We start from the raw sequence: 20557 nt of genomic DNA on the forward strand, positions 1-20557 counted from the left end.
GGGGTTCAGGGGGTTGGCAACAGCCAGAGGATGCGGCCCAGGCAGACCGCGCCGGCCAGGGCGATCGCCGGGAGCAGGAAGGGCCAGAAGTGGGCGGCGGTGTCCGCGACGTACCAGGTCGGGTCGTCCGGGTGGTAGCGGACGGTGATCACGTCGCCGGACCGGGTTCCCGCGACCATGTCGATCTCGGCGGCCACCGTCCGCCTGTCGTCGGTGGTGAAGACGACCCGCCCCTGCCGGCCCGTACGCTCCAGCACCGTCGCCTCGGCCCGGTGGTCCGACCGGAGCAGACGCAGGTCGCGATCCCCGTACTGTCCGGCCACGGTCAGCAGGACCAGGCCGGAACCGGCGCAGACCAGCACGCCGAGCCAGCGGCCGACCGCCATGCCGAACGGCCGACGTGGTCGTTGCCGCCGTCGGTCAGCGCTCCGATCCGCCATGTGCCGTCCTCCGATCGCGCCTGCGGGGCGCGCCGTCGATGATGGCGGCGGCGGCGAGCCACTCCGCGGTGTGGGCAGCGCCTCACCGTCCGACGAGTGACTGACGGCGTTCCACCCCGCCGCGGATGGAAGGATGGAGCCCTCGGCAACGTCGCCGGAACCGCACGACACCCCGGTCAAGTGGCCCACAGAAGGAAGCCTGATCACCGTGGCTGATGTTTCGACCATCCGGATTCCCGACGAGATCAAGCCCGCCGACGGCCGGTTCGGCTGCGGGCCGTCCAAGGTCCGTCCGGCGGCCGTGTCCGCGCTCGCCGACGTCGCGACCAGCTACCTCGGCACATCGCACCGGCAGAAGACGGTCCGGGACGAGGTCGCCCGGCTGCGTCGGGGCCTCGCCGAGTTCTTCTCCCTTCCCGAGGGCTACGAGGTCGTCATCGGCAACGGCGGCACCACCGCGTTCTGGGAGGTCGCCGCCTTCGGTCTGGTCCGCGACCGGGCGCAGTTCGCCAGCTTCGGCGAGTTCGGGGCGAAGTTCGCCAAGGCGGTCAAGGAGGCACCGTTCCTCGGTACGCCGACCGTCCACACGTCCGAGCCGGGCAGCGCGCCGTCGCTGGTCGCCGAGGCCGGGGTCGACGTCTACGCCACCCCGCACAACGAAACCTCGACCGGCGTGGCCGTGCCGATCGCCCGGGTGGACGGGGCCGACCCCGGCTCGCTGCTGCTGGTCGACGCGACCTCCGGGGCCGGCGGCCTGGACGTCAACGTCGGCGAGACCGACGTCTACTACTTCGCCCCGCAGAAGTGCTTCGGCTCCGACGGCGGCCTCTGGATCGCGCTGATGTCGCCGGCCGCGCTGGAGCGGGCCACCGAGATCAAGGCCTCCGGCCGTTACGTCCCGGCCTTCCTCGACCTGGTCACCGCGATCGACAACTCGCGGCTGGAGCAGACCTACAACACCCCGTCGCTGGCCACCGTCTTCCTGGCCGCCGAGCAGACCGACTGGATGAACGCGCAGGGCGGGCTCTCCTGGGCCGCCAAGCGCACCGCCGAGAGCGCCGGCACGGTGTACGGCTGGGCCGAGCGGTCCGCGGTCGCGACCCCCTTCGTCACCGACCCGGCGCTGCGGTCCAACGTGGTCGCCACGATCGACTTCGCCGACGGGGTGGACGCCTCGGCGATCGCCAAGGCGCTGCGGGCGAACGGCATCGTCGACACCGAGCCGTACCGCAAGCTCGGCCGTAACCAGCTTCGGGTGGCACTCTTCCCGGCGGTGGAGCCGGCCGACGTCGAGGCGCTGACCGCCTCGATCGACTACGTCGTGGAGCGGCTCTAACCGCTATGGTGGGGACGTCGCCGACCGGCGGCGTCCCCTGCGACTGTGATCCTGACCTGCTCAGCCGCAACATCCGGGCGTGGCATCCCCCACCCCGCGCGGGATGGGCGTACCGTGTTGACCAGACGCCTGGGTGGCTGACCCTGGCGTGCGGCCAGCGAAGCGGGACGGAGGCAACGTCATGCGCCCAGTACGCTTCGTCGCCCTCTCCGAGGACGGCCAGGCCCTGGTGCTCGCCGACGAGGTGGGGCGCCTGCTCGCTCTGCCCATCGACGAGCGCGTCACCAACGTGCTGCACGCCGAGCCGGGTGCGCCACCGCTGGCCGTCGCCACCGAACGGGCCCCCGACCCGATCCCCTCGCTCTCCCCCCGGGACATCCAGGCCCGGATCCGCTCCGGCGAGTCCGCCGAGGACGTCGCCCGGATCGCCGGGGTGCCGGTCGACCGGGTCCTGCGGTACGCCGGCCCGGTGCTCCAGGAGCGGGCGATGCTCGCCCAGCACGCCCGGCGCACCCGCCTCAAGGGCGCGGAGAAGCCCACCCCGCTCGCCGAGGTGGTCAACGGCCGGCTGGCCCAGCACGGGATCGACACCGAGAAGATCTCCTGGGACGCGTACCGCCGCGACGACGGCACCTGGCGGATCATCGCCACCTGGCCCTCCGGCAAGGCCACCGCGCAGGCCGTCTGGGATCTCGACAAGACCCGGCAGAACGTCACGCCGCACGACGACATGGCGCAGTACCTCTGCGCCGAGCGCCCCACCCCGATCCTCGGGCAGGAGCCGGCCCCGGAGCGGGGCCACGCGCTGCCCGGCCCGTCGCGTGGTGAGCCGAGCCGGGGCGGCCACGGGCTGCCGGCCGCCGTCGAGCGCACCCGTCCCGGGCGTGACCCGATCCGCGCCGGTCGGGACGCCCTGCTCGCCTCCCTGGACCGGCCGCTCGGCTCGACCTCCGGCCGGGGCCTCGAACCGCGTACCCCGGCTGCCCTCGGCGACCAGGAGACGACCCGCCAGCGGGCGATCAGCGGGGGCGCGGCAGCCCTGCTCGGCGGTGGCCAGGGTTCGGCGTTCGACGACGACTCGGACGCGCCGAAGGAGGTTCCGGCCGTACCGTCGCTGGCGGTGCTCCGGCCCCGCCGCACCGGCGCGCCCACCGCCGAGGCTCCCGCCGAAGCTACCGGCAAGCCGCGTAAGCGGCTGCCGAGCTGGGACGACGTCCTCTTCGGTTCCGGTCCGGCGGCTCGCGAGTCCTCCTGACCGATCGGCCCGGCGGCCGGGGCGCCACCCCCGCACGGTTCGACCGCAGCCGGCCAGCCGGTGCGGTCGACCGGGCCGTGGCAGGCTGAGCCCATGGAGTACACGAACCTCGGCCGGACCGGCCTCTCGGTCAGTCGGCTCTGTCTCGGCACGATGAACTTCGGGCCGCAGACCAGCGAACCCGACAGCTTCGCGATCATGGACCGTGCCCTGGAGCACGGACTGAACTTCTTCGACACCGCCAACGTCTACGGCTGGCAGACCGGTGAGGGCGTCACCGAGCAGATCATCGGGCGCTGGTTCGCCCAGGGCGGCGGTCGCCGGGAGAAGGTGGTGCTGGCCACCAAGGTCTACGGCAAGATGGGCGACTGGCCGAACGACCAGGGTCTCTCCGCCCGGCACATCGTCCGGGCCTGCGAGGACTCGCTGCGCCGGCTCCAGACCGACACCATCGACCTGTACCAGATGCACCACATCTCCCGGAGCACCCCGTGGGAGGAGATCTGGCAGGCGATGGAGACCCTGGTCGCCCAGGGCAAGGTGCTCTACGTCGGCTCGTCGAACTTCGCCGGCTGGCACCTGGCCGTCGCGCAGGCCGCTGCCGGACGGCGCAACTTCCTCGGGCTCGTCTCCGAACAGTGCATCTACAACCTGATGACCCGGCACGCCGAGTTGGAGGTGGTCCCGGCCGCGCAGCACCTCGGCCTCGGCATCATCCCCTGGTCGCCGCTGCACGGCGGGCTGCTGGCCGGGGTGCTGGCCAAGATGGCCGCCGGCGGGGCGGCACGCGGTGCGACCGGCCGGTCCGCCGACGCGCTGGCCGCGCACCGCGCGACCATCGAGGCGTACGAGCAGCTCTGCGCGGATCTCGGCCACGACCCGGCCGACGTGGCGCTGGGTTGGCTGCTCTCCCGGCCGGGGGTGACCGCGCCGATCATCGGCCCGCGTACCGTCGAGCAGCTCGACCGGTCCCTCGGGGCCCTGGCGGTCCGACTCGACGAGGCGACCGGGGAACGGCTGGACGAACTCTTCCCGCCGATCGGCAGCGGCGGTCCCGCCCCGGAGGCGTGGGCCTGGTAGCCACGCCTCGTCGGTGCCGGGGCGGTGCCGGTACGTACCGGTGCCGGTGCCGGTGCCGGTGGCAGGGGGTGGGTCAGCGGTGTCGCTGCCGGTGGCCGGCGGTGGCCGCCGGCAGTGGCAGCCCGGCGGCGTGCAGCGCCCCCTCGACACGGACCCGCTCGATCTCCCGGTCCACCCCTTCCAACTCGACCAGGTGTTCCGGGATGCCGAGGCACCGGCAGGCCGACCGGAGCCGGTCGTCGTACGCCTCGATCAGCAGCACCGGCCAGACGGTGGGGCGTCCACCGCGCCCCGACCGGTACCCACGGAGCCGCCACAGGTCGGCGGCGATCTGTTCCACCGGCCGGCGGTCCGGGCGGTCGAACTCACTGAGGTCGATGTCGCGAGTGAGGGCGTCAGCGTCGACGGCGCGGTCGAGCCCGGCGATCGTCCGCCGGTCGCGCCGACCGGCCCACCGACGCGACCAGGCACCGGCGATCCGGTCGAGACGGTCGTCGCCGCAGCACACCAGGGCAACCGCGGCCGGCAGACACGCCACGAGCAGGATCACCAGTACGAGCAGCGTCGCCCGACCGATCTCCACGTATCGACGCTAATCCCCCGTGACCCACCGTGCCAGCGGAATGCCGGTATCCGGTCGGGGACGTTTCAGCGGACACCGGCCTCGGCGGGGACGCGCGGCGCGCAGGCGCCGCGACCGGGCAGGTCGACGGTCGGCGGCGGAACGACGTAGAGCTGGGGCATCGGGCGGATCCGCAGCCGGATCCGGGCCTTGGAGCGACGCAACTGCCAGGTCAGGGCGATCAGGGCGGCGGTCAGCGAGATCAACCCACCCGCCCAGATGCTCACGCCCGCGCCGTACGTCTCGGCGACCCAGCCGACGAGCGGCGCGCCGACCGGGTTGGTGCCGAGGAAGACCAGCACCCAGAGCGCCATCACCCGGCCCCGGAAGGCGGCGTCGGTGCCGAGCTGCACCCGCTGGTTGGCGGCCTGGGCGAAGTAGATCACGAAGAACCCGGTCGGCAGGAGCAACGCGACGACCAGCCAGTACCCGGGGGCGAGCCCGACCAGGGTGCCGAACACCGAACAGGTGACCGCCGCGCCGAGGACCACCCAGATCGACGGCCGGCTGCGCCGTCCGCTGCCGGCCAGCGCGCCGGCGAGCGAGCCCACCGCGAGCGTGGTGGTGAACAGGCCGAACGAGGCCGCGCCGGTGTTGAAGACGGTCTTGGCCAGCGCGGCGAGGGTGATCTGGAAGTTGAACAGGCTCATCCCGACGACCGACATCAGCGCCATGGGCAGCAGCAGGTCGGGGCGCTTCGCCACGTAGCGCAGCCCGTCGACCACCTTGGCCGAGTCGCGCTCCTTCATCGGGCGCAGGTCCTCCCGGTGCAGCTCGGCGGGGTTCATCCGGACCACGTTGGCCAGCGGGGCGAGCGAACTGAGCGCGCTGACCAGGAAGACCGGACCGACGTCGACGAGGGCGATGGCCACACCGGCGACGGCGGGGCCGATGATCCGGGCGCTGTTGAAGGTCGCCGCCGAGAGGGCGAGCGCGTTCGGCAGCAGCGGGGTGCCGACCAGTTCGGAGACGAACGCCTGCCGGACCGGGGTCTCCACCGCGTTCGCGACGCCGAGCAGGGCCGCGAAGAGGTAGACGTGCCAGAGCTGCACCAGGCCGGTGAGCACCAGCAGGCTCATCCCGAGCGCGAGCACGCTCCAGAACGCGTTGGCGACGAAGAGGAGCAGGCGCTTGTCGTAACGGTCGGCGAGGCGGCCGGAGATCAGGGTCAGGAGCAGGACCGGCGCGAACTGGAGTGCGGTGACGATGCCGAGCGCGGTGGCGGAGTTGCCGGAGAGGTCGAGGACGAGCCAGTCCTGGGCGATGAACATCATCCAGACGCCGATCAACTTGATCAGCTGCCCGGACGCGAAGAGCCGGTAGTTACGGATCTGCAGGGACTGGAACATCGTGCTCAGCTTCGTCCGCACGCTCGGTGCGCCTCCTCGGGTACGCGTCATCCACGGGTGGACGGTGCGGACCCGGTGGCGTTCAGCCGCGGGCGAGCCGCTGCAGGATCTCGGCGGCGTGCCGCAGAGTGTCGCGTTCCTCGTCGGTGAGGTCGGCCAGCCGGTTGGCCAGCCACTCGTCGCGGGCCCGCTCGAACTGGTCGAGCACGGCCTGTCCCCCTTCGGTGGCGGCCAGGATGACCTGCCGGCCGTCGGTCGGGTGGGGGGTGCGGCGTACGAGGCCGCGCTCCTCCAACTTCGCGACGATCCTGGTCATCGTCGGCGGTTGTACCCGTTCGACGTCGGCCAGTTCCCGAGGAGTCAGCGCGCCCGCCAGCCGGAGGCTGGTCAGCGCGGAGAGCTGAGTCACCGTGAGGTCACCCACCGGACGGGCCTGTCGGACCCGCCGGTTGAGCCGGGTGAGCGCATCACGCAGTTGTTGCGCCAGTTGCGTCGGTGCCACGCGTCTCGTCGTCACCGTCCGCTCCGTCACGTTGGTTAGCCTAGCTAATGAGCAGAGCTAACGACATCCGAATATGAGCATGCTCACCAGGAGGTGTTCCCTTCCGGCCCGGAACACCCTCAGGTGCCCCGGGCCGGAACGGTGTCACAGGAGGGCGGCCTCGACCGGCCCTCGCAGGAAGTACACCACGAAGAGGGCGGCCACCCCGTACAGCAGCGGGTGGACCTCGCGGGCCTTCCCCTTTGCCAGCTTCACCACCACGTAGGTGATCAGGCCGGCGCCGATCCCGTTGGAGATCGAGTAGGTGAAGGGCATCAGCACGATGGTGAGGAACGCCGGGATGGCGATCTCGTAGTCGGTCCAGTCGATGGTCCGCACCGCGGTCATCATCAGGAAACCGACCACCACCAGCGCCGTCGAGGCCGCCTCGAACGGCACGATCACCACCAGCGGCGCGAGGAACATCGCGAGCAGGAACAGCGCGCCGGTGACCAGGTTGGCCGCACCGGTCCGGGCGCCCTCCGCGACCCCGGCGGCGCTCTCGATGTACGAGGTGTTGCTGGAGGTGCTCGCCGCGCCACCGGCCGCCGCCGCGATCGAGTCGACCAGCAGGATCTCCTTGGCCCGGGGCGGGGTGCCGCGCTCGTCGAGCAGGCCGCCCTCCTGGCCGACGGCGACCATCGTCCCCATCGTGTCGAAGAAGTCCGTGATCAACAGGGTGAAGACGAACATCAGCACGACCAGCCAGCCGGCCCGGCCCCACGAGTCCAGCACGTTGAAGTTGCCGAGCAGGGAGAGGTCCGGGACGTCCACCACGCTCTTCGGCAGCTCCGGCACGTTGAGCGCCCAGCCCTTCGGGTTGGGCTCGCCGTCGACCACCGACGGGCCGACGTTCGCCACCGCCTCGACGATGATCGCCAGCACCGTCGAGGCGAGGATGCCGATCAGGATCGCGCCCCGGACCTTGCGCACCACCAGCACCAGGGTGACCAGCAGGCCGAGCACGAAGACCAGCATCGGCCAGCTCACCAGCTTGCCGCCGATGCCCAACCCGACCGGGACGGTGGTGTTCGCCGCGTCCGGTACCCGGCGGACGAACCCGGCGTCGACCAGGCCGATGATGGTCAGGAAGAGGCCGATGCCGACCCCGATCGCGGTCTTCATCTGGGTCGGCACGGAGCGGAACACCGCGGTCCGCAGCCCGGTGAGCACCAGTACCGCGATGATCACACCTTCGATCACCACCAGGCCCATCGCGTCCGCCCAGGTCATCTGCGGCGCGATCTCGTACGCGACCAGCGCGTTCACGCCGAGCCCGGCGGCGAGCGCCAACGGGAACCGCCCCACCACGCCCATCAGCAGGGTCATCAGCCCGGCGACCAGGGCGGTCGCCGCCGCCAGGGCGGGGATGGCCAGCCGTTGCCCCTCACCGTCGACCGCGCCGCCGATGATCAACGGGTTCAGCACCACGATGTAGGCCATCGTGAAGAAGGTGGCGAGACCACCACGTACCTCGCGGCCCACGGTCGAGCCACGGGCGGAGATCTCGAAGAACCGGTCGAAGCCGCCGCGGGGGCGGGCGGAGCCGGGGGGTGTTCCGGTCTCGAACGGGGCTTTGTCCATCGGTTCCTCGCAACTGATCTTCCGTCTGTCGGGGCGCATCGTCGCAGATCAGGGGCCACCGGGAAAAGTTGATCGAGGTACGCTTCCCAGGTGCCCAGACAACAGCCACCGCGGCCGGAGCCGCTCGACCCGCCGATGGTGCCCTTCGCCCTCGCCGGGTTGGCGATCTGGGCCGTCGTCGGGCTGACGCTCCTGGTCTTCTTCCGCGACTGGATCACCACGAACGGTCACGAGAACTGGCTCTGGACCTGCCTGGCCGGCTTCCTGTGGGGCTTTCCCGGTCTGGCGGTAATGATGCGGCACGACGCGAACCGGCGACGCCGCCGCGTCCGACGCTGACCTGACGGGTCACCGAGAGCCGTCACCGTCCGGCAGCGTCGGGCCCGTCGCCCGGCTCAGGGGTGTCCGTACGGCTCCGCCGGCTCGCTCGCCTCGACCGAACCCGGTGCCCGGCTCACCGACATCTCCTCGACCGCGCTGTCGTCGTAGACGGTGGGCAGCTCGTCGACCGCCGCCTCGGCCGCCTCGGACAGGGCCTCGGAGTGCGCGCCGCAACCGTGGTCGGCGCTGACCACCCGACCGTCGTCGGGGGCGTAGAAGTTGCCGCAGGCACCGAAGGACTGCCGCAGCGCGCCGGCCAACGGGAGGTAGAAGCCGCACGAGCCGCAGCGGGCGGCGACGGGAGCAGCCGCCGAGATCGCCGCGCCGGGGCCGTGGTCACCGTCGTACCACCGCTGGGCGGTGTCCGTCCGCCCCTCGCGGGAGAGGACCCGGGAGCGGCCGAGGCCCAGCTCCCAGGCAGTCTCCTCGATGGCCGGGTCGTCGGAGAGCAGGTAGCCCGGCGCCAGGCGCTCGTCGTCCGGCGGGGTGGGCAGCAGGTCGCCGGGGCCGAGGTCACCCGGCTGGAGCCGCTCCTGCCAGGGGAGCCAGCCCGGCGCGAGCAGCGCGTCCGGACCGGGCAGCAGGACGGTTTCGCAGATCGTGACGTTACGGCTGCGCGGGACCCGGGTGACGGTCACCGCCCAGCGCCAGCCCCGGTAACCCGGAAGGCGGCACTCGAAGTAGTGGGTGACGAGCCGGTCCCCCTCGGCGACGGCCTTCAGGTGGTCACCGATGTCCGAGGGCTCCACCTCGGTGATGCCGTCGCGGGCCACCTCGACGGCAGCGGCGCAGACCTGGTCGAGGCGGGCACGGGCGGAGGCGGGCCTGGTCACCTGTCCATTGTCCCCCATGCGTGGCGCGGACCGACAGGGGAGTCCCCGACACACGTCTTCCCGGGCAGCTGCGGCGTCGGCCGGGGCGATGGGCGAGGATGGTGCACATGCCGTTGTTCTCCCGCTCCGGGCGGTCCGTCCTCGGGACGACCGTCGGTACGGGCGTCCGTACCACCCGCAGGGTCCTGCGGGGTTCGGTCAACGGCGGCCGGTGGATGGGGCGACGGTTCGGGCAGGCCAGGAGCCGCAGCGCCGGGGGCGAGGTCGGCATGGTCCGCCTCTTCGACCTGCACGCCGTCTCGTGCGCCGGGGACACCCTGATCGCCATCGGCCTGGCCGGGACGATCTTCTTCAACGTCCCGCTCGGCGAGGCGCGCAGCAAGGTCGCGATCTACCTGCTGGTGACGATGGTGCCGTTCGCGATGCTGGCGCCGGTGGTCGGTCCGCTGCTGGACCACTTCCGGCACGGCCGCCGCTACGCCCTGGCCGCCACCATGCTGGGCCGGGCGTTCCTGGCCTGGATGATCTCCGACTACATCCACGGCTTCGGGCTCTATCCAGCCGCGTTCGGAGTGCTCGCCCTCTCCCGCGCGTACGGGGTGGCCCGGTCCGCGGCGGTACCCCGGCTGCTCCCCGAGGGGCTCGGCCTCTCCCAGGTCGGTGCGCGGGCCAGCGTCTACGGCACGGTCGCCGGCGGGCTGGTCGCCCCGATCGGGCTCGCCGCGTTCTGGTTCGGCCCGCAGTGGCCGCTCCGGGTCGCCTCGCTCATCTTCCTGGCCGGCATGGTGATCGCCCTGCGCCTGCCGCCCCGCGCCGACTCGGAGCCGCCGGAACGGGTTCCCCGTCCGCTGTGGCGGGCGTTCGGTCGCGACGGGGAACGCCCCCTGGGCCGTGGCCGCCCGGCCGGCCGGCTGGTGCTGGCCACGCTGATCGGCGCGGCCACCCTCCGCGCCGTGTACGGCTTCCTCCTGCTCTTCCTCGCCTTCGCGATCAAGGCGGGGGACCTGACCACCGTGCTGCTCGGCCGGGATCTCGGGGACAAGGCCGCCCTCGGCCTGGTCGGCGCGGCCCTGGCGGTGGGCACCTTCCTGGCCACCGCTGTCGGCACCCGGCTCCGCATCCACCACCCGGCACTGATCCAGTCCAGCGGCATGGTCGTCGTGGCCACGGTGGCGGTGCTCGCCACCCTCCGGTTCTCCCTGGAGACGGTGGCCACACTCTGCCTGGTGGCCGCCCTGGCCAGCGGTGTGGCCAAGCTCGCTGTGGACGCCTCGATCCAGGAACGGATCCCGGAGCGGCTGCGGGCCAGCTCCTTCGCCCACTCGGAGACGGTGCTGATGCTCGCCTTCGTGGCCGGCGGTGGCCTCGGGCTGGTCCCCTTCCACGGGCGGGTCGGCATCGGCGTCGCCGCTGCCGCCGGCACGCTCGCCGCCGTCCGGGGCGTCCTGGTCACCCGGCGGCTACGGGGGGAACGCCTGCTCGGTCGACCGCTCGGCGACGAGCCGCCCGCCGAGCCCGCCCCGGCCCCGGCCCCCGCACCGGCACCGGCACCCACTAGAGCGGAGGACGAGCGACTGGCCCCGCCGGGGTACCACATCTACCGCCCCTCACCCGCGGCCGACCGCTCGGAGGGCGAGGACCGCCAGGACTCGCCGGGGCCGGTGGCATGACCGGCCTGCTCGTGGTCACTGCGGTCCCCGCCGAGGCGGCGGCGGTGCGTACCGGCCTGACCGACCCGACGGCCACCGTCGTCCCGGTCGGGGTCGGGCCGGCCGTGGCGGGGGCGGCCACCGCGCGGCTGCTGGCGCTCGCCGAAGCCGCCGGACGCCCGTACCACGGTGTGGTCAGCGCGGGCGTGGCCGGTGGCTTCGCCCACCGGGTCGCCGTGGGCCGGACGGTGCTCGGCCAACGCAGCCTCGCGGCGGACCTGGGCGCGGAGTCACCGGAGGGGTTCATCCCGATCGACGAGCTGGGCATGTCCCCCGAGCAGCTCGGCGGCCCGGTCGCCGTCGACGCGGACCCGGCCCTGCTCGCCGCCCTACGGTCGGCCCTGCCGGACGCGGTGGTCGGGACGGTGCTGACCGTCGGCACGGTGACCGGCACCGCCGCCAGCACCCGGGCCCTCGCCGCCCGGCACCCCGACGCGGTGGCCGAGGCGATGGAGGGACACGGCGTGGCAGTCGCCGCCGCCCAGGCCGGCCTTCCCTTCGTGGAGATCCGGACGATCTCCAACCCGATCGGGCCCCGGGACCGGGAGTCGTGGCGGCTCCGGGAGGCCCTCACCGCACTGGGGTCGGCGGCGGCGGCCCTCACCGCACTGGGGTCGGCGGCGGCCCTCGACGCCCTGCGGGCCGACGGGGGCTGATCGGCCACGGGCGGGTCCACCCCAGCCGGAAGTCACAGGCGAGCAGGAAATCCACCGCACCGCCCTCGGCGACCGCGTGGACCGCGCCGATCCCGGCCCGCTCCATCTCCCCCCAGGAGGAGGCTGACCAGCCGCCGACCGGTGCCTGACCGGTGCAGACCGGGCGCGACGAGCACCCCGTCCAGCACCAGTTCCCGGTCACCGTGGCCCGGCCGGGCCGCCAGCAGGTCGACGCTGCGCTCGTGGGCCCGCAACTCCCCCACCAGCGCACCGTCGGGCAGCTCGGCGACGAACCGCCACGAGGTGTCCGGCAGGCCGACGCCGTCACGCCGGTACCGAAGCCGCTGGAGATCCGGTCGACCGCACGCCGTCGGTCACGCCGACGCCGGTCGAGGTCGTAGGTCGCCGGAGGCACCGGCAACGGCCACCGTTCCGGCGGCAGGGTGTACCACTCCGCCCACCAGGCCCCGGCCAGTCCTTGAGGGTGCGGACCTCGCGTACATCGAGATGCACGGGGTAGCGACGGTCCGCGCAGGGCGCGCAGCACCGGCCCGCACTCCACACCTGTTCCGAGCGCTCCACCCCCGCTTCCGGCCCCGCCCCCGGTTCCGGCCCCGCTCACGGCTCCGTCCCCGGTTCCGGTCCCAGTCACGGTTTCGGGCCTGGCAGCGGCCCGGTTCTCGTCCCTGGCCGGTAACCGCTCCGCGGTCGGGCGATCCGGGCTCACCGCGTGCTCCGTCACACCTCGATAGTCCGAGGGACCACTGCCGTTCTCAACAGGCTCGCCGGTCCTGTGGACAACCCTGTGGACAACGCGGCGCGCGGTGGACAGTACCGGTTGAACGCTGTCGAGTTGCCCCATCCGTGCGTCCGCTGGAGGAGGCCAGTCGGCGTGCGGTCAGTGGACTTGCAGTCAGGGGACTTGCGGTCAGATGGGCGTACGGTCAGCTGGGTGGGTGCTCCGTCTGTGCGGGCAGCTCCAGAGGACTCGAAGAAGCATGTCGCCGGCACCGGCAACCGGTCGCTCGGAACACCGAGGGTGGGCAGCCCGGTCGAGGGGCCGGCCGGCGCGGCAGGTGAACGGGCTACCGTGAGGGCGTGGCACTCTCGCTGGCGATCTCGCCCTGCCCCAACGACACCTTCGTGTTCCACGCTCTGGTGCACGGTCTGGTGCCCGGCGCACCGCCGGTCGAGGTGACCTACGCCGACGTCGACGTGACCAACAACGCCGCCGAGCAGGGCGCGTTCGACCTGGTGAAGGTGAGCTACGGGGCACTGCCGTGGCTGCTGGACGACTACGAGCTGCTGCCGTGTGGCGGGGCGCTCGGCCGGGGCTGCGGCCCGCTCCTGCTCACCCGCCCCGGAAACGTGGGCGCGGGCGGCACCGGGGACAGCGGCGGCGAAGCGGGCAGCGCCCTGGACGGGGGCGCGGGTGGGGGCGACCTCACCGGCGCGACGGTCGCCGTGCCGGGTGACCGGACCACGGCGTACCTGCTGTTCCGCCTCTGGTCGGCCGACCGGCCGCCGGCGCGGATCGAGGTGGTGCCGTTCCACGAGATCATGCCGGGGGTCGCCGCCGGCCGGTACGACGCCGGCCTGGTGATCCACGAGGCCCGGTTCACGTACCCCCGGCACGGGCTGACCGCCCTGGTCGACCTCGGTGAGTGGTGGGAGGCCACCACCGGCCTGCCGATCCCGCTCGGGGCGATCCTGGCCCGCCGGGGCGTGGTGGACCCGCAGGCCGCCGCCGGGTGGATCCGCGCCTCGGTGGAGCGGGCGTGGGCCGACCCGGCGTCGACCCGGGACTACGTGCTGGCCCACGCGCAGGAGATGGAGCCCGACGTCGTGGACCAGCACATCGGCCTCTACGTCAACGAGTTCACCGCAGACCTGGGAGCGGACGGGCTCGCCGCCGTGGCGGCCCTGCTGAGCCGGGCCGCCGACGCCGGGCTCGTGCCTCAGACCTCCAGCTCGCGCGCGACCGCGTGGACGAGCTGAGCGATCTTCTGCGCGTTCTTCCGGTCCGGGAAGCGGCCCCGCCGCAGGTCCGGCTGGACCTTGGCCTCCAGCACCTTGATCATGTCCTCGACCAGGCCGTGCAGCTCCTCCGCCGGGCGGCGGCGCAGCTCGGCGACGGACGGCGGGGCATCGAGCAGCTTGACCCCCATCGCCTGTGCGCCCCGGCGGCTGTCCACGACGCTGAAGTCGACGCGCTGACCACCCTTCAGATCGGTGACCCCTGTCGGCAGCGCGCCCTTGGGCAGGAACACGTCGCCACCTTCGTCACTGGTGACGAACCCGTATCCCTTGGCCGCGTCATACCACTTCACTCGACCCGTCGGCACCTGAGAACCTCTGCTTCGTTGAGACGTCTACTCCCCTCAGGCTAGCCGGATCCACTGCCTCATCGCCGCTGGGAATCCGGTGAGGTCATCGAGCACGAGGTCCGCTCCGGCGGCACGCAGTTCCGCCGCCGTGCACGGACCGGTCGCCACCCCGATCCCGGGAATCCGGGCCGTCCGGGCGGCCACCATGTCCGCCACGTGGTCGCCGACGTAGTGGGTCGCGCCCTGGGTGACCAGCGCGGTCGCCTTCTCCTCGGCGAACAGGTCACCCGCCAGCTCGTCGACGGTCAGCCCGAGGTGGTCCAGGTGCAGCCGGGCCAGCGGGCCGTGCTTCGAGGTGACCACCAGGACCCGTCCGCCGTGGGCGCGGACCGCGTCGAGGGCGGCGAGCGCGCCGGGCAGCGGCACCGTCGGCGTGATCGCGTACGCCGGATAGAGCTCGCGGTAGAGCGCCACCGCCGTCTCGACCTCCGCCGGCGGGAACCAGCGGGCGATCTCGGTGTGCAGCGGAGGCCCGAGCCGGGCGACCACGGCGTCGACGTCCACGGGCACGCCGGTCCGGGCGGTCAGCGCCCGGTAGGTGGCGGCGATGCCGGGACGCGAGTCGACCAGGGTCATGTCGAGGTCGAATCCGACCGTCAGTGGGGGCATCCCGCGAACCTACCCGTCACCGGGATACCGGCCGGACGTCCGAGGGGCGCGACGGCCCCTCGGCCGGCTAGCGTGGAACGACGATGACCATCTCACTCGCGGACCATCTGCGCACCCTCGACGACGAGACGCTCGCCGCGCTGCTCGCCCGGCGGCCGGACCTCGTCGTGCCGGTGCCCGCCGACCTCTCGGCCCTCGCCGTCCGGGCGCAGTCGCGGGTCTCGGTGGCCCGCGCGCTCGACGGGTTGGACCAGTTCACCCTCCAGATCCTCGACGCCGCCCGGCTGACCCGGGGGCCCGACGGCGGCACCTCCGTCGAGACGGTGCTCGCGCTGGCCACCGCCGGTCCGCGTCCGCCCGCGCCGACCGCCGTCCGGGCCGCGCTGTCGCGGCTGCGCGAGCTCTTCCTGGTGTACGGCCCGGAGCACGACCTGCGCGTGGTGGCGAGTGTGGACGAGGTCTCCACCCACCCGGCGGGGCTGGGCCGGCCGGCAGCGGAGTTGGACCCGGCCACCGCCACGCTCTGCGCGGACCCGGCGAAGCTGCGGCGGACGGTGCTGGCCGCGCCGCCCTCCGCGCGGGCGATCCTCGACCGGCTCGCCGCCGGTCCACCGGTCGGCACGGTGCCCCCGGGCGCGCTGCGCGCCCCCGCCTCCGGGGCGGAGGACACCGTCCCCGCCGACCCGACCAACGGTGGCCCGCCAACCGGCTCCCCGGTGCGTTGGCTGGTCGACCATCGGCTCCTGGTGCCGGTCTCCGGCGCGGAGTCCGGCGGGGCGGGCGCGGTGGAGCTGCCCCGCGAGGTCGGCCTGCTGCTGCGTCGGGAGACCGGCCCGCTCGGTCCGCTGCGGACCGAGCCACCGGCGGTGGCCGCCGCGTCCCGCGAGCCGAAGGTCGTGGACAACGCCGGGGTCGGGCAGACCATGGAGGTGGTCCGGCACACCGAGACGCTGCTGGACGCGCTGGCCGCCGACCCGGCGCCGGTGCTGCGGACCGGTGGGCTCGGGGTGCGGGACCTGCGTCGGCTGGCCAAGGGCACCGGGCTGGACGAGCCGACCACCGCCCTGCTGCTGGAGACGGCGTACGCGGCCGGGCTTCTCGGCGAGCTGGACCTGCCCGGGGCCACCACCACCCGGTACGGGGCGGACCAGCAGGTCCTGCCCACCGGCGGGTACGAGGTGTGGCGGGCGGTCTCCCTGGCCCGGCGCTGGGAGCGGCTGGCCCGCGCCTGGCTGGCGATGACCCGGCAGGTGGGGCTGGTCGGGCAGCGCGACGACCGGGACCGGCCGATCAGCGCGCTCTCCGCCGAGGCGGAACGGGCCGGCGCGCCGGCCGCCCGTCGGGCCGTGCTCGGGATCCTCGCCGACCTGCCCCCGGCGACCGCCCCCAGTCCCGACGAAGTGCTGGCCCTGCTCGACTGGCGGGCGCCCCGGCGCAGTCGGGGACGGGAGACGGCACACCGGGAGGTGCTGGCGGAGGCGGCCACGCTGGGCGTGACCGGGCTGGGGGCGCTCACCTCGTACGGGCGGCTGCTGCTGGCCGACACGGAGTCCCCGGGGACGGGGGCGGACGACCCGCTGGGGGTGCGGACCGATCCGGACGAGCAGGACACCGCCGTCCGGGCCCTGGACGCGCTCCTCCCCGAGCCGGTCGACCACTTCCTCGTCCAGGCCGACCTGACCGTGGTGGTGCCGGGCCCACCGGAGCCGACGCTCGCCGCCGAACTGGACGTGGTCGCCGAGCACGAGTCGGCCGGTGGGGCGAGCGTGCACCGGATCACCACGGCGAGCGTGCGCCGGGCGCTGGACGCCGGCTGGTCCGCCGACGACCTGCACGACCTGTTCCGCCGCCGGTCCCGTACCCCGGTGCCGCAGGGGCTGACGTACCTGGTGGACGACGTGGCCCGCCGGCACGGCGGATTGCGGGCCGGTTCGGCCGGGGCGTACCTGCGCAGCGACGACGAGGCGCTGCTGGCCGAGGTGCTCGCCGACCGGCGGCTGGAGGGGCTCTCGATGCGCCGGCTCGCGCCGACCGTGCTGGTCACCCCGTACCAGGTCGGCCGGTTGCTGGGGGCGCTGCGGGACGCCGGCTACGCGCCGGTGCCGGAGGATCCGGCCGGGACGGTGGTGCTGGCCCGGCCGAAGGCCCGCCGCGCGCCGGCCCGGGTGCCGGTGACCAGCCGTTCGGCCGACCCGCTGGCCGGGCCCCGGCTCACCCCGCCCCGACTGCTCGGCATCGTGGAGCAGATCCGGCGGGGCGAGGCGGCAGCGCGGGCCGCCCGGCGGGCTCCGTCGGTGCTGCGTGGCGTGACGCCGGAGGGGGGCCGCCCCGCTGCGGTGCCGGGTCACCGGGATGCGCTGGCGGTGCTGCAACAGGCGGTCCGGGACAAGGTCCTGGTCTGGGTGGGGTACGTCGACGCGCACGGCGCGACCGCGTCCCGGCTGGTGCGTCCGGTGTCGATCGGGGCGGGCTACCTGCGCGCCGAGGACGAGCGGACGGAGATGCTGCACACCTTCGCCCTGCACCGGATCACCGCGGCGGTGCGGGACGAGTAGGTCGTCAGCGGCGTCGGCCGCGTCGGACGGTGCCGACGATCGAGACGATCAGCAGCAGGGCGAAGGCCGCACCGGCGGACTCGCCGACCGAGTCGATGAACCCCTGCTGGAGCACGAGCCACCCGAAGAGGAACCAGCCGAGGACCGCCGCGCCGGCCATCGCGTACGCCACCACGGTCGCGGTGGACACGGTGGACGCCGGGGCGGCTCCCGTCCGTGGGGGCCGGTCGGCCCGGGACACCTGCGCCGGCGCGGGTGGGGCGTCCCGCTCGGTCCCGGTGGTGGTGTCCCGGTCGACCGTCATCTGCTGACCTCCCCGTCGCCGCCGCCCCTGCGTCCACCCTGTCACCTGAGGGGACGAAGTGACAGGGGGGACGCAGTCCGACCCGCGTCAGGTGCCGGATCGGTGACCGAAGACGACCACCCGGTAGCCGACCTTGCCCCAGTCCCAGAACCGCTTGGCGTCGGCGGGGAGCAGGTTGATGCAGCCGTGCGAGCCGATCGACTTGTCGTGCAGGTAGGTGGTGGTCTGGTGGTACCCGATGCCGCCCACGAAGCGCTGCCAGTACGGCAGCCACACCTCGTACGGGTTGGACCACTCCTTGATGTTCCGGTAGTTGATCTTGTAGGTACCGGTCGGGGTGGCGTAGCCGCGCATCCCGGTCCGGGTCACCGTCGGCGGATAGATCACCTTCCCGTCCCGCATGATCCAGGTGGTCTGCCGGGTCAGGTCGATGCAGAACGTCACGCCGGAACCGGCCTTGCAGCTGCTGACGCTCGTGGTGGCCAGCCGCTTCGCCACGTCGTGCGTGGTGGGCCCGGCGCGGCCCTCGACGGGGCGGATGTCGTACCGCTGCTGGAACAGCTTGATCGCGGCGCAGTCGGCGGCGGACTGCTTGCCGTCCACGGTCATCTTGCCGAACGTGCCCAGCTTGGCGAGGTAGGTCTCGACGGCCTTCTGGTACTCACCCTGCGGGCAGGCGGCGGCCGCCTTGGTCTTGGCCGTGGTCTTGTTGGACGTGGTCTGGACGGTGGTGCGGGTGGTCGCGAGTGTCGCGGTCGTCGTGGTCGTCGTCCTGGCGGACGTCAGGCCGGTCAGCTGGTCGGAGCCGAGCAAGGCGCTCTCCCCCGATAACCGTCCCGACACGCTGACCGCGGCGAGGTCGTCGCCGGCCGGATCAGCCTGCGGGTCGAGCGCGCACGCGCCCGCACCGACCAGCGTGACCACTGCCAGGGCGGCGACCCCGAGGGTGGACCGAACTCTGTTCATGTGTCCTCCTAGGGGCGCAGCCGTCCCTTCGCTAGACGTGTGGGAGTGCTGCGAAGGTTGCACCCTGTGGTGAATTTTTCTGCCTCTTCCGGTTCCGTGCAAGACTGGAGGGTCGTCCCGGGACCGTCCGGAGGGCGAATGACCTGGTGAGAGCAGGAGGACCCGGCGTGAGCGGTGGACCACTGATCGTGCAGTCGGACAAGACCCTGCTGCTGGAGATCGACCACCCGGACGCCCAGGCCTGCCGGATGGCCATCGCGCCCTTCGCCGAGCTGGAGCGTTCCCCCGAACACGTGCACACCTACCGGCTCACCCCGCTCGGGTTGTGGAACGCGCGGGCCGCCGGGCACGACGCCGAGGGCGTCGTCGACTCGCTGCTGAAGTACTCCCGCTACCCGGTGCCGCACGCGCTGCTGGTGGACGTGGCCGAGACGATGGACCGGTACGGCCGGCTCCAGCTCGCCAACGACCCGGTGCACGGCCTGGTGCTGCGGGCGCTGGACCGGGTGGTGCTGATCGAGGTCGCCAAGAGCAAGAAGCTCGCCGGCATGCTCGGCGCGAAGCTGGACGACGACACGATCGCGGTGCACCCGTCCGAGCGCGGGCGGCTCAAGCAGGCGCTGCTCAAGCTCGGCTGGCCCGCCGAGGACCTGGCCGGGTACGTCGACGGCGAGGCGCACCCGATCGAACTGGCCGAGGCCGGCGGGGACGGCGGGCGGCCGTGGACGCTGCGGTCGTACCAGCGGGAGGCGGTGGAGGCGTTCTGGGCCGGCGGGTCGGGCGTGGTGGTGCTGCCCTGCGGCGCGGGCAAGACCCTGGTCGGGGCGGCGGCGATGGCCGAGGCGAAGGCGACCACGCTGATCCTGGTCACCAACACCGTGGCCGGCCGGCAGTGGAAGCGCGAGCTGGTCGCCCGCACCTCGCTGACCGAGGACGAGATCGGCGAGTACTCCGGCGAGCGCAAGGAGATCCGCGCGGTCACCATCGCCACGTACCAGGTGCTCACCTCGCGGCGCGGCGGCGCGTTCACCCACCTCGACCTGTTCGGGGCCCGCGACTGGGGCCTGGTGATCTACGACGAGGTGCACCTGCTGCCCGCGCCGATCTTCCGGTTCACCGCCGACCTCCAGGCCCGTCGCCGGCTCGGCCTGACCGCGACCCTGGTCCGGGAGGACGGCCGGGAGGGCGACGTGTTCAGCCTGATCGGCCCGAAGCGGTACGACGCGCCGTGGAAGGACATCGAGGCGCAGGGCTGGATCGCCCCGGCCCAGTGCACCGAGGTACGGGTCACCCTGACCGACGCCGAGCGGCTGGCGTACGCGACCGCCGAGAGCGAGGAGCGCTACCGGATGGCGGCGACCGCCCGGACCAAGCTGCCGGTGATCCGCGCGCTCGTGCAGCGGCACCCGGACGAGCAGGTGCTGGTGATCGGCGGGTACATCGACCAGCTCCACCAGCTCGGCGAGTACCTCGACGCGCCGATCGTGCAGGGCTCGACGACGAACAAGGAACGGGAGCGGCTCTTCGACGCCTTCCGGTCCGGCGAGGTCCGGACCCTGGTCATCTCGAAGGTCGGCAACTTCTCCATCGACCTGCCCGAGGCGGCGGTGGCGATCCAGGTCTCCGGCACCTTCGGCTCCCGGCAGGAGGAGGCGCAGCGGCTCGGTCGGGTGCTCCGGCCGAAGGCCGACGGCCGCCAGGCGCACTTCTACACCGTCGTCTCCCGGGACACCATCGACACCGAGTACGCCGCCCACCGGCAGCGCTTCCTCGCCGAGCAGGGATACGCGTACACGATCGTCGACGCCGATGACGTGCTCGGCCCGAAGCTGCCCACCGTCGACTGACCGCGGAGCGGGTCGACCGGCAGGGTCACGGGTACCCGGTCGCGGTCCTGTCGAGCTGCCCGCGCAGACGGGGCAGTTCCCGACTGCCTGCGCAGACGGGGCA

General features: G+C 73.2%; 19 protein-coding genes. 9 read left to right on the top strand and 10 right to left on the bottom strand.

From position 1 onward, the window contains the following. Nucleotides 1-5: 5 nt before the first annotated feature. Nucleotides 6-440, bottom strand: coding sequence for a DUF3592 domain-containing protein (locus AB0F58_RS03255; RefSeq protein WP_357137185.1), 435 nt, complete (start codon nt 438-440; stop codon nt 6-8). Nucleotides 441-648: 208 nt separating this feature from the next. On the opposite strand from AB0F58_RS03255, the gene serC reads away from it, so the two are divergent. From serC to AB0F58_RS03270, 3 genes are all read left to right on the top strand, one after another. Then, nucleotides 649-1776, top strand: coding sequence for a phosphoserine transaminase (gene serC, locus AB0F58_RS03260; protein WP_357137188.1), 1128 nt, complete (start codon nt 649-651; stop codon nt 1774-1776). A 181-nt stretch (nt 1777-1957) separates the two neighbouring features. Further along, nucleotides 1958-3031: a septation protein SepH gene (gene sepH / locus AB0F58_RS03265; RefSeq protein ID WP_357137190.1), complete on the top strand. Its 1074-nt coding sequence runs from the start codon at nt 1958-1960 to the stop codon at nt 3029-3031. Between the two features lie 93 nt (nt 3032-3124). Beyond that, on the top strand, nt 3125-4111 hold the full coding sequence (locus tag AB0F58_RS03270; RefSeq protein WP_357137192.1) for an aldo/keto reductase: 987 nt from the start codon (nt 3125-3127) through the stop codon (nt 4109-4111). 73 nt (nt 4112-4184) lie between these two features. Here the strand turns inward: AB0F58_RS03270 and AB0F58_RS03275 are convergent, their stop codons facing one another. The 4 genes from AB0F58_RS03275 to AB0F58_RS03290 all read right to left on the bottom strand — a co-directional run bounded on the left by AB0F58_RS03275 (nt 4185) and on the right by AB0F58_RS03290 (nt 8246). Further along, the gene (locus AB0F58_RS03275; protein WP_357137194.1) at nt 4185-4694 is read right to left on the bottom strand and encodes a hypothetical protein; all 510 of its coding nucleotides are present in this window, start codon (nt 4692-4694) and stop codon (nt 4185-4187) included. 65 nt (nt 4695-4759) lie between these two features. Then, nucleotides 4760-6103 carry an MFS transporter gene (locus AB0F58_RS03280; RefSeq protein WP_357137197.1) on the bottom strand — a complete coding sequence of 448 codons (1344 nt, stop codon included), beginning with the start codon at nt 6101-6103 and terminating at the stop codon, nt 4760-4762. Nucleotides 6104-6164: 61 nt separating this feature from the next. Continuing rightward, complete coding sequence (locus tag AB0F58_RS03285) at nt 6165-6614, bottom strand: MarR family transcriptional regulator (protein ID WP_357137200.1); 450 nt, start codon at nt 6612-6614, stop codon at nt 6165-6167. 114 nt (nt 6615-6728) lie between these two features. After that, nucleotides 6729-8246: an NCS2 family permease gene (locus AB0F58_RS03290; RefSeq protein WP_357137203.1), complete on the bottom strand. Its 1518-nt coding sequence runs from the start codon at nt 8244-8246 to the stop codon at nt 6729-6731. A 51-nt stretch (nt 8247-8297) separates the two neighbouring features. Between AB0F58_RS03290 and AB0F58_RS03295 the strand changes: the two genes are divergently transcribed. Further along, complete coding sequence (locus AB0F58_RS03295; protein ID WP_357137206.1) at nt 8298-8546, top strand: DUF2530 domain-containing protein; 249 nt, start codon at nt 8298-8300, stop codon at nt 8544-8546. 56 nt (nt 8547-8602) lie between these two features. Here the strand turns inward: AB0F58_RS03295 and AB0F58_RS03300 are convergent, their stop codons facing one another. Further along, nucleotides 8603-9439 carry a DUF3027 domain-containing protein gene (locus AB0F58_RS03300; protein ID WP_357137207.1) on the bottom strand — a complete coding sequence of 279 codons (837 nt, stop codon included), beginning with the start codon at nt 9437-9439 and terminating at the stop codon, nt 8603-8605. Between the two features lie 89 nt (nt 9440-9528). Between AB0F58_RS03300 and AB0F58_RS03305 the strand changes: the two genes are divergently transcribed. From AB0F58_RS03305 to AB0F58_RS03315, 3 genes are all read left to right on the top strand, one after another. After that, nucleotides 9529-11091, top strand: coding sequence for an MFS transporter (locus AB0F58_RS03305; protein WP_357137210.1), 1563 nt, complete (start codon nt 9529-9531; stop codon nt 11089-11091). Next, the gene (locus tag AB0F58_RS03310) at nt 11088-11786 is read left to right on the top strand and encodes a futalosine hydrolase (RefSeq protein WP_357137213.1); all 699 of its coding nucleotides are present in this window, start codon (nt 11088-11090) and stop codon (nt 11784-11786) included. The genes AB0F58_RS03305 and AB0F58_RS03310 overlap by 4 nt, the downstream gene beginning before the upstream one ends. A 1098-nt stretch (nt 11787-12884) precedes the next feature. Further along, the gene (locus tag AB0F58_RS03315; RefSeq protein ID WP_357137216.1) at nt 12885-13784 is read left to right on the top strand and encodes a 1,4-dihydroxy-6-naphthoate synthase; all 900 of its coding nucleotides are present in this window, start codon (nt 12885-12887) and stop codon (nt 13782-13784) included. Here AB0F58_RS03315 and AB0F58_RS03320 read toward each other — a convergent pair. Then, entirely contained in the window at nt 13745-14131 is a 387-nt protein-coding gene (locus tag AB0F58_RS03320; RefSeq protein ID WP_357137218.1) for a cold shock domain-containing protein, read from the bottom strand. The genes AB0F58_RS03315 and AB0F58_RS03320 overlap by 40 nt on opposite strands. Nucleotides 14132-14167: 36 nt before the next feature. Next, a complete protein-coding gene (locus AB0F58_RS03325; protein WP_357137221.1) occupies nt 14168-14782 on the bottom strand; it encodes an HAD family hydrolase in 615 nt (204 codons plus the stop codon). An 83-nt stretch (nt 14783-14865) separates the two neighbouring features. On the opposite strand from AB0F58_RS03325, the gene AB0F58_RS03330 reads away from it, so the two are divergent. Continuing rightward, the gene (locus AB0F58_RS03330) at nt 14866-17337 is read left to right on the top strand and encodes a helicase-associated domain-containing protein (RefSeq protein WP_357137224.1); all 2472 of its coding nucleotides are present in this window, start codon (nt 14866-14868) and stop codon (nt 17335-17337) included. 4 nt (nt 17338-17341) lie between these two features. Here AB0F58_RS03330 and AB0F58_RS03335 read toward each other — a convergent pair whose 3' ends face one another. Together AB0F58_RS03335 and AB0F58_RS03340 are read right to left on the bottom strand one after the other, a co-directional pair. Further along, entirely contained in the window at nt 17342-17641 is a 300-nt protein-coding gene (locus tag AB0F58_RS03335) for a hypothetical protein (protein ID WP_357137226.1), read from the bottom strand. Nucleotides 17642-17728: 87 nt separating this feature from the next. Beyond that, on the bottom strand, nt 17729-18607 hold the full coding sequence (locus AB0F58_RS03340; RefSeq protein ID WP_357137228.1) for a L,D-transpeptidase family protein: 879 nt from the start codon (nt 18605-18607) through the stop codon (nt 17729-17731). Between the two features lie 167 nt (nt 18608-18774). Between AB0F58_RS03340 and AB0F58_RS03345 the strand changes: the two genes are divergently transcribed. Continuing rightward, nucleotides 18775-20454 (top strand): DNA repair helicase XPB, encoded by a 1680-nt coding sequence (locus tag AB0F58_RS03345; RefSeq protein ID WP_357137230.1) that lies wholly within the window; start codon nt 18775-18777, stop codon nt 20452-20454. Nucleotides 20455-20557 lie beyond the last annotated feature (103 nt).

Origin of the sequence: Micromonospora sp. NPDC023956 (assembly GCF_040639195.1) — a bacterium.
Taxonomy (GTDB): domain Bacteria; phylum Actinomycetota; class Actinomycetes; order Mycobacteriales; family Micromonosporaceae; genus Micromonospora.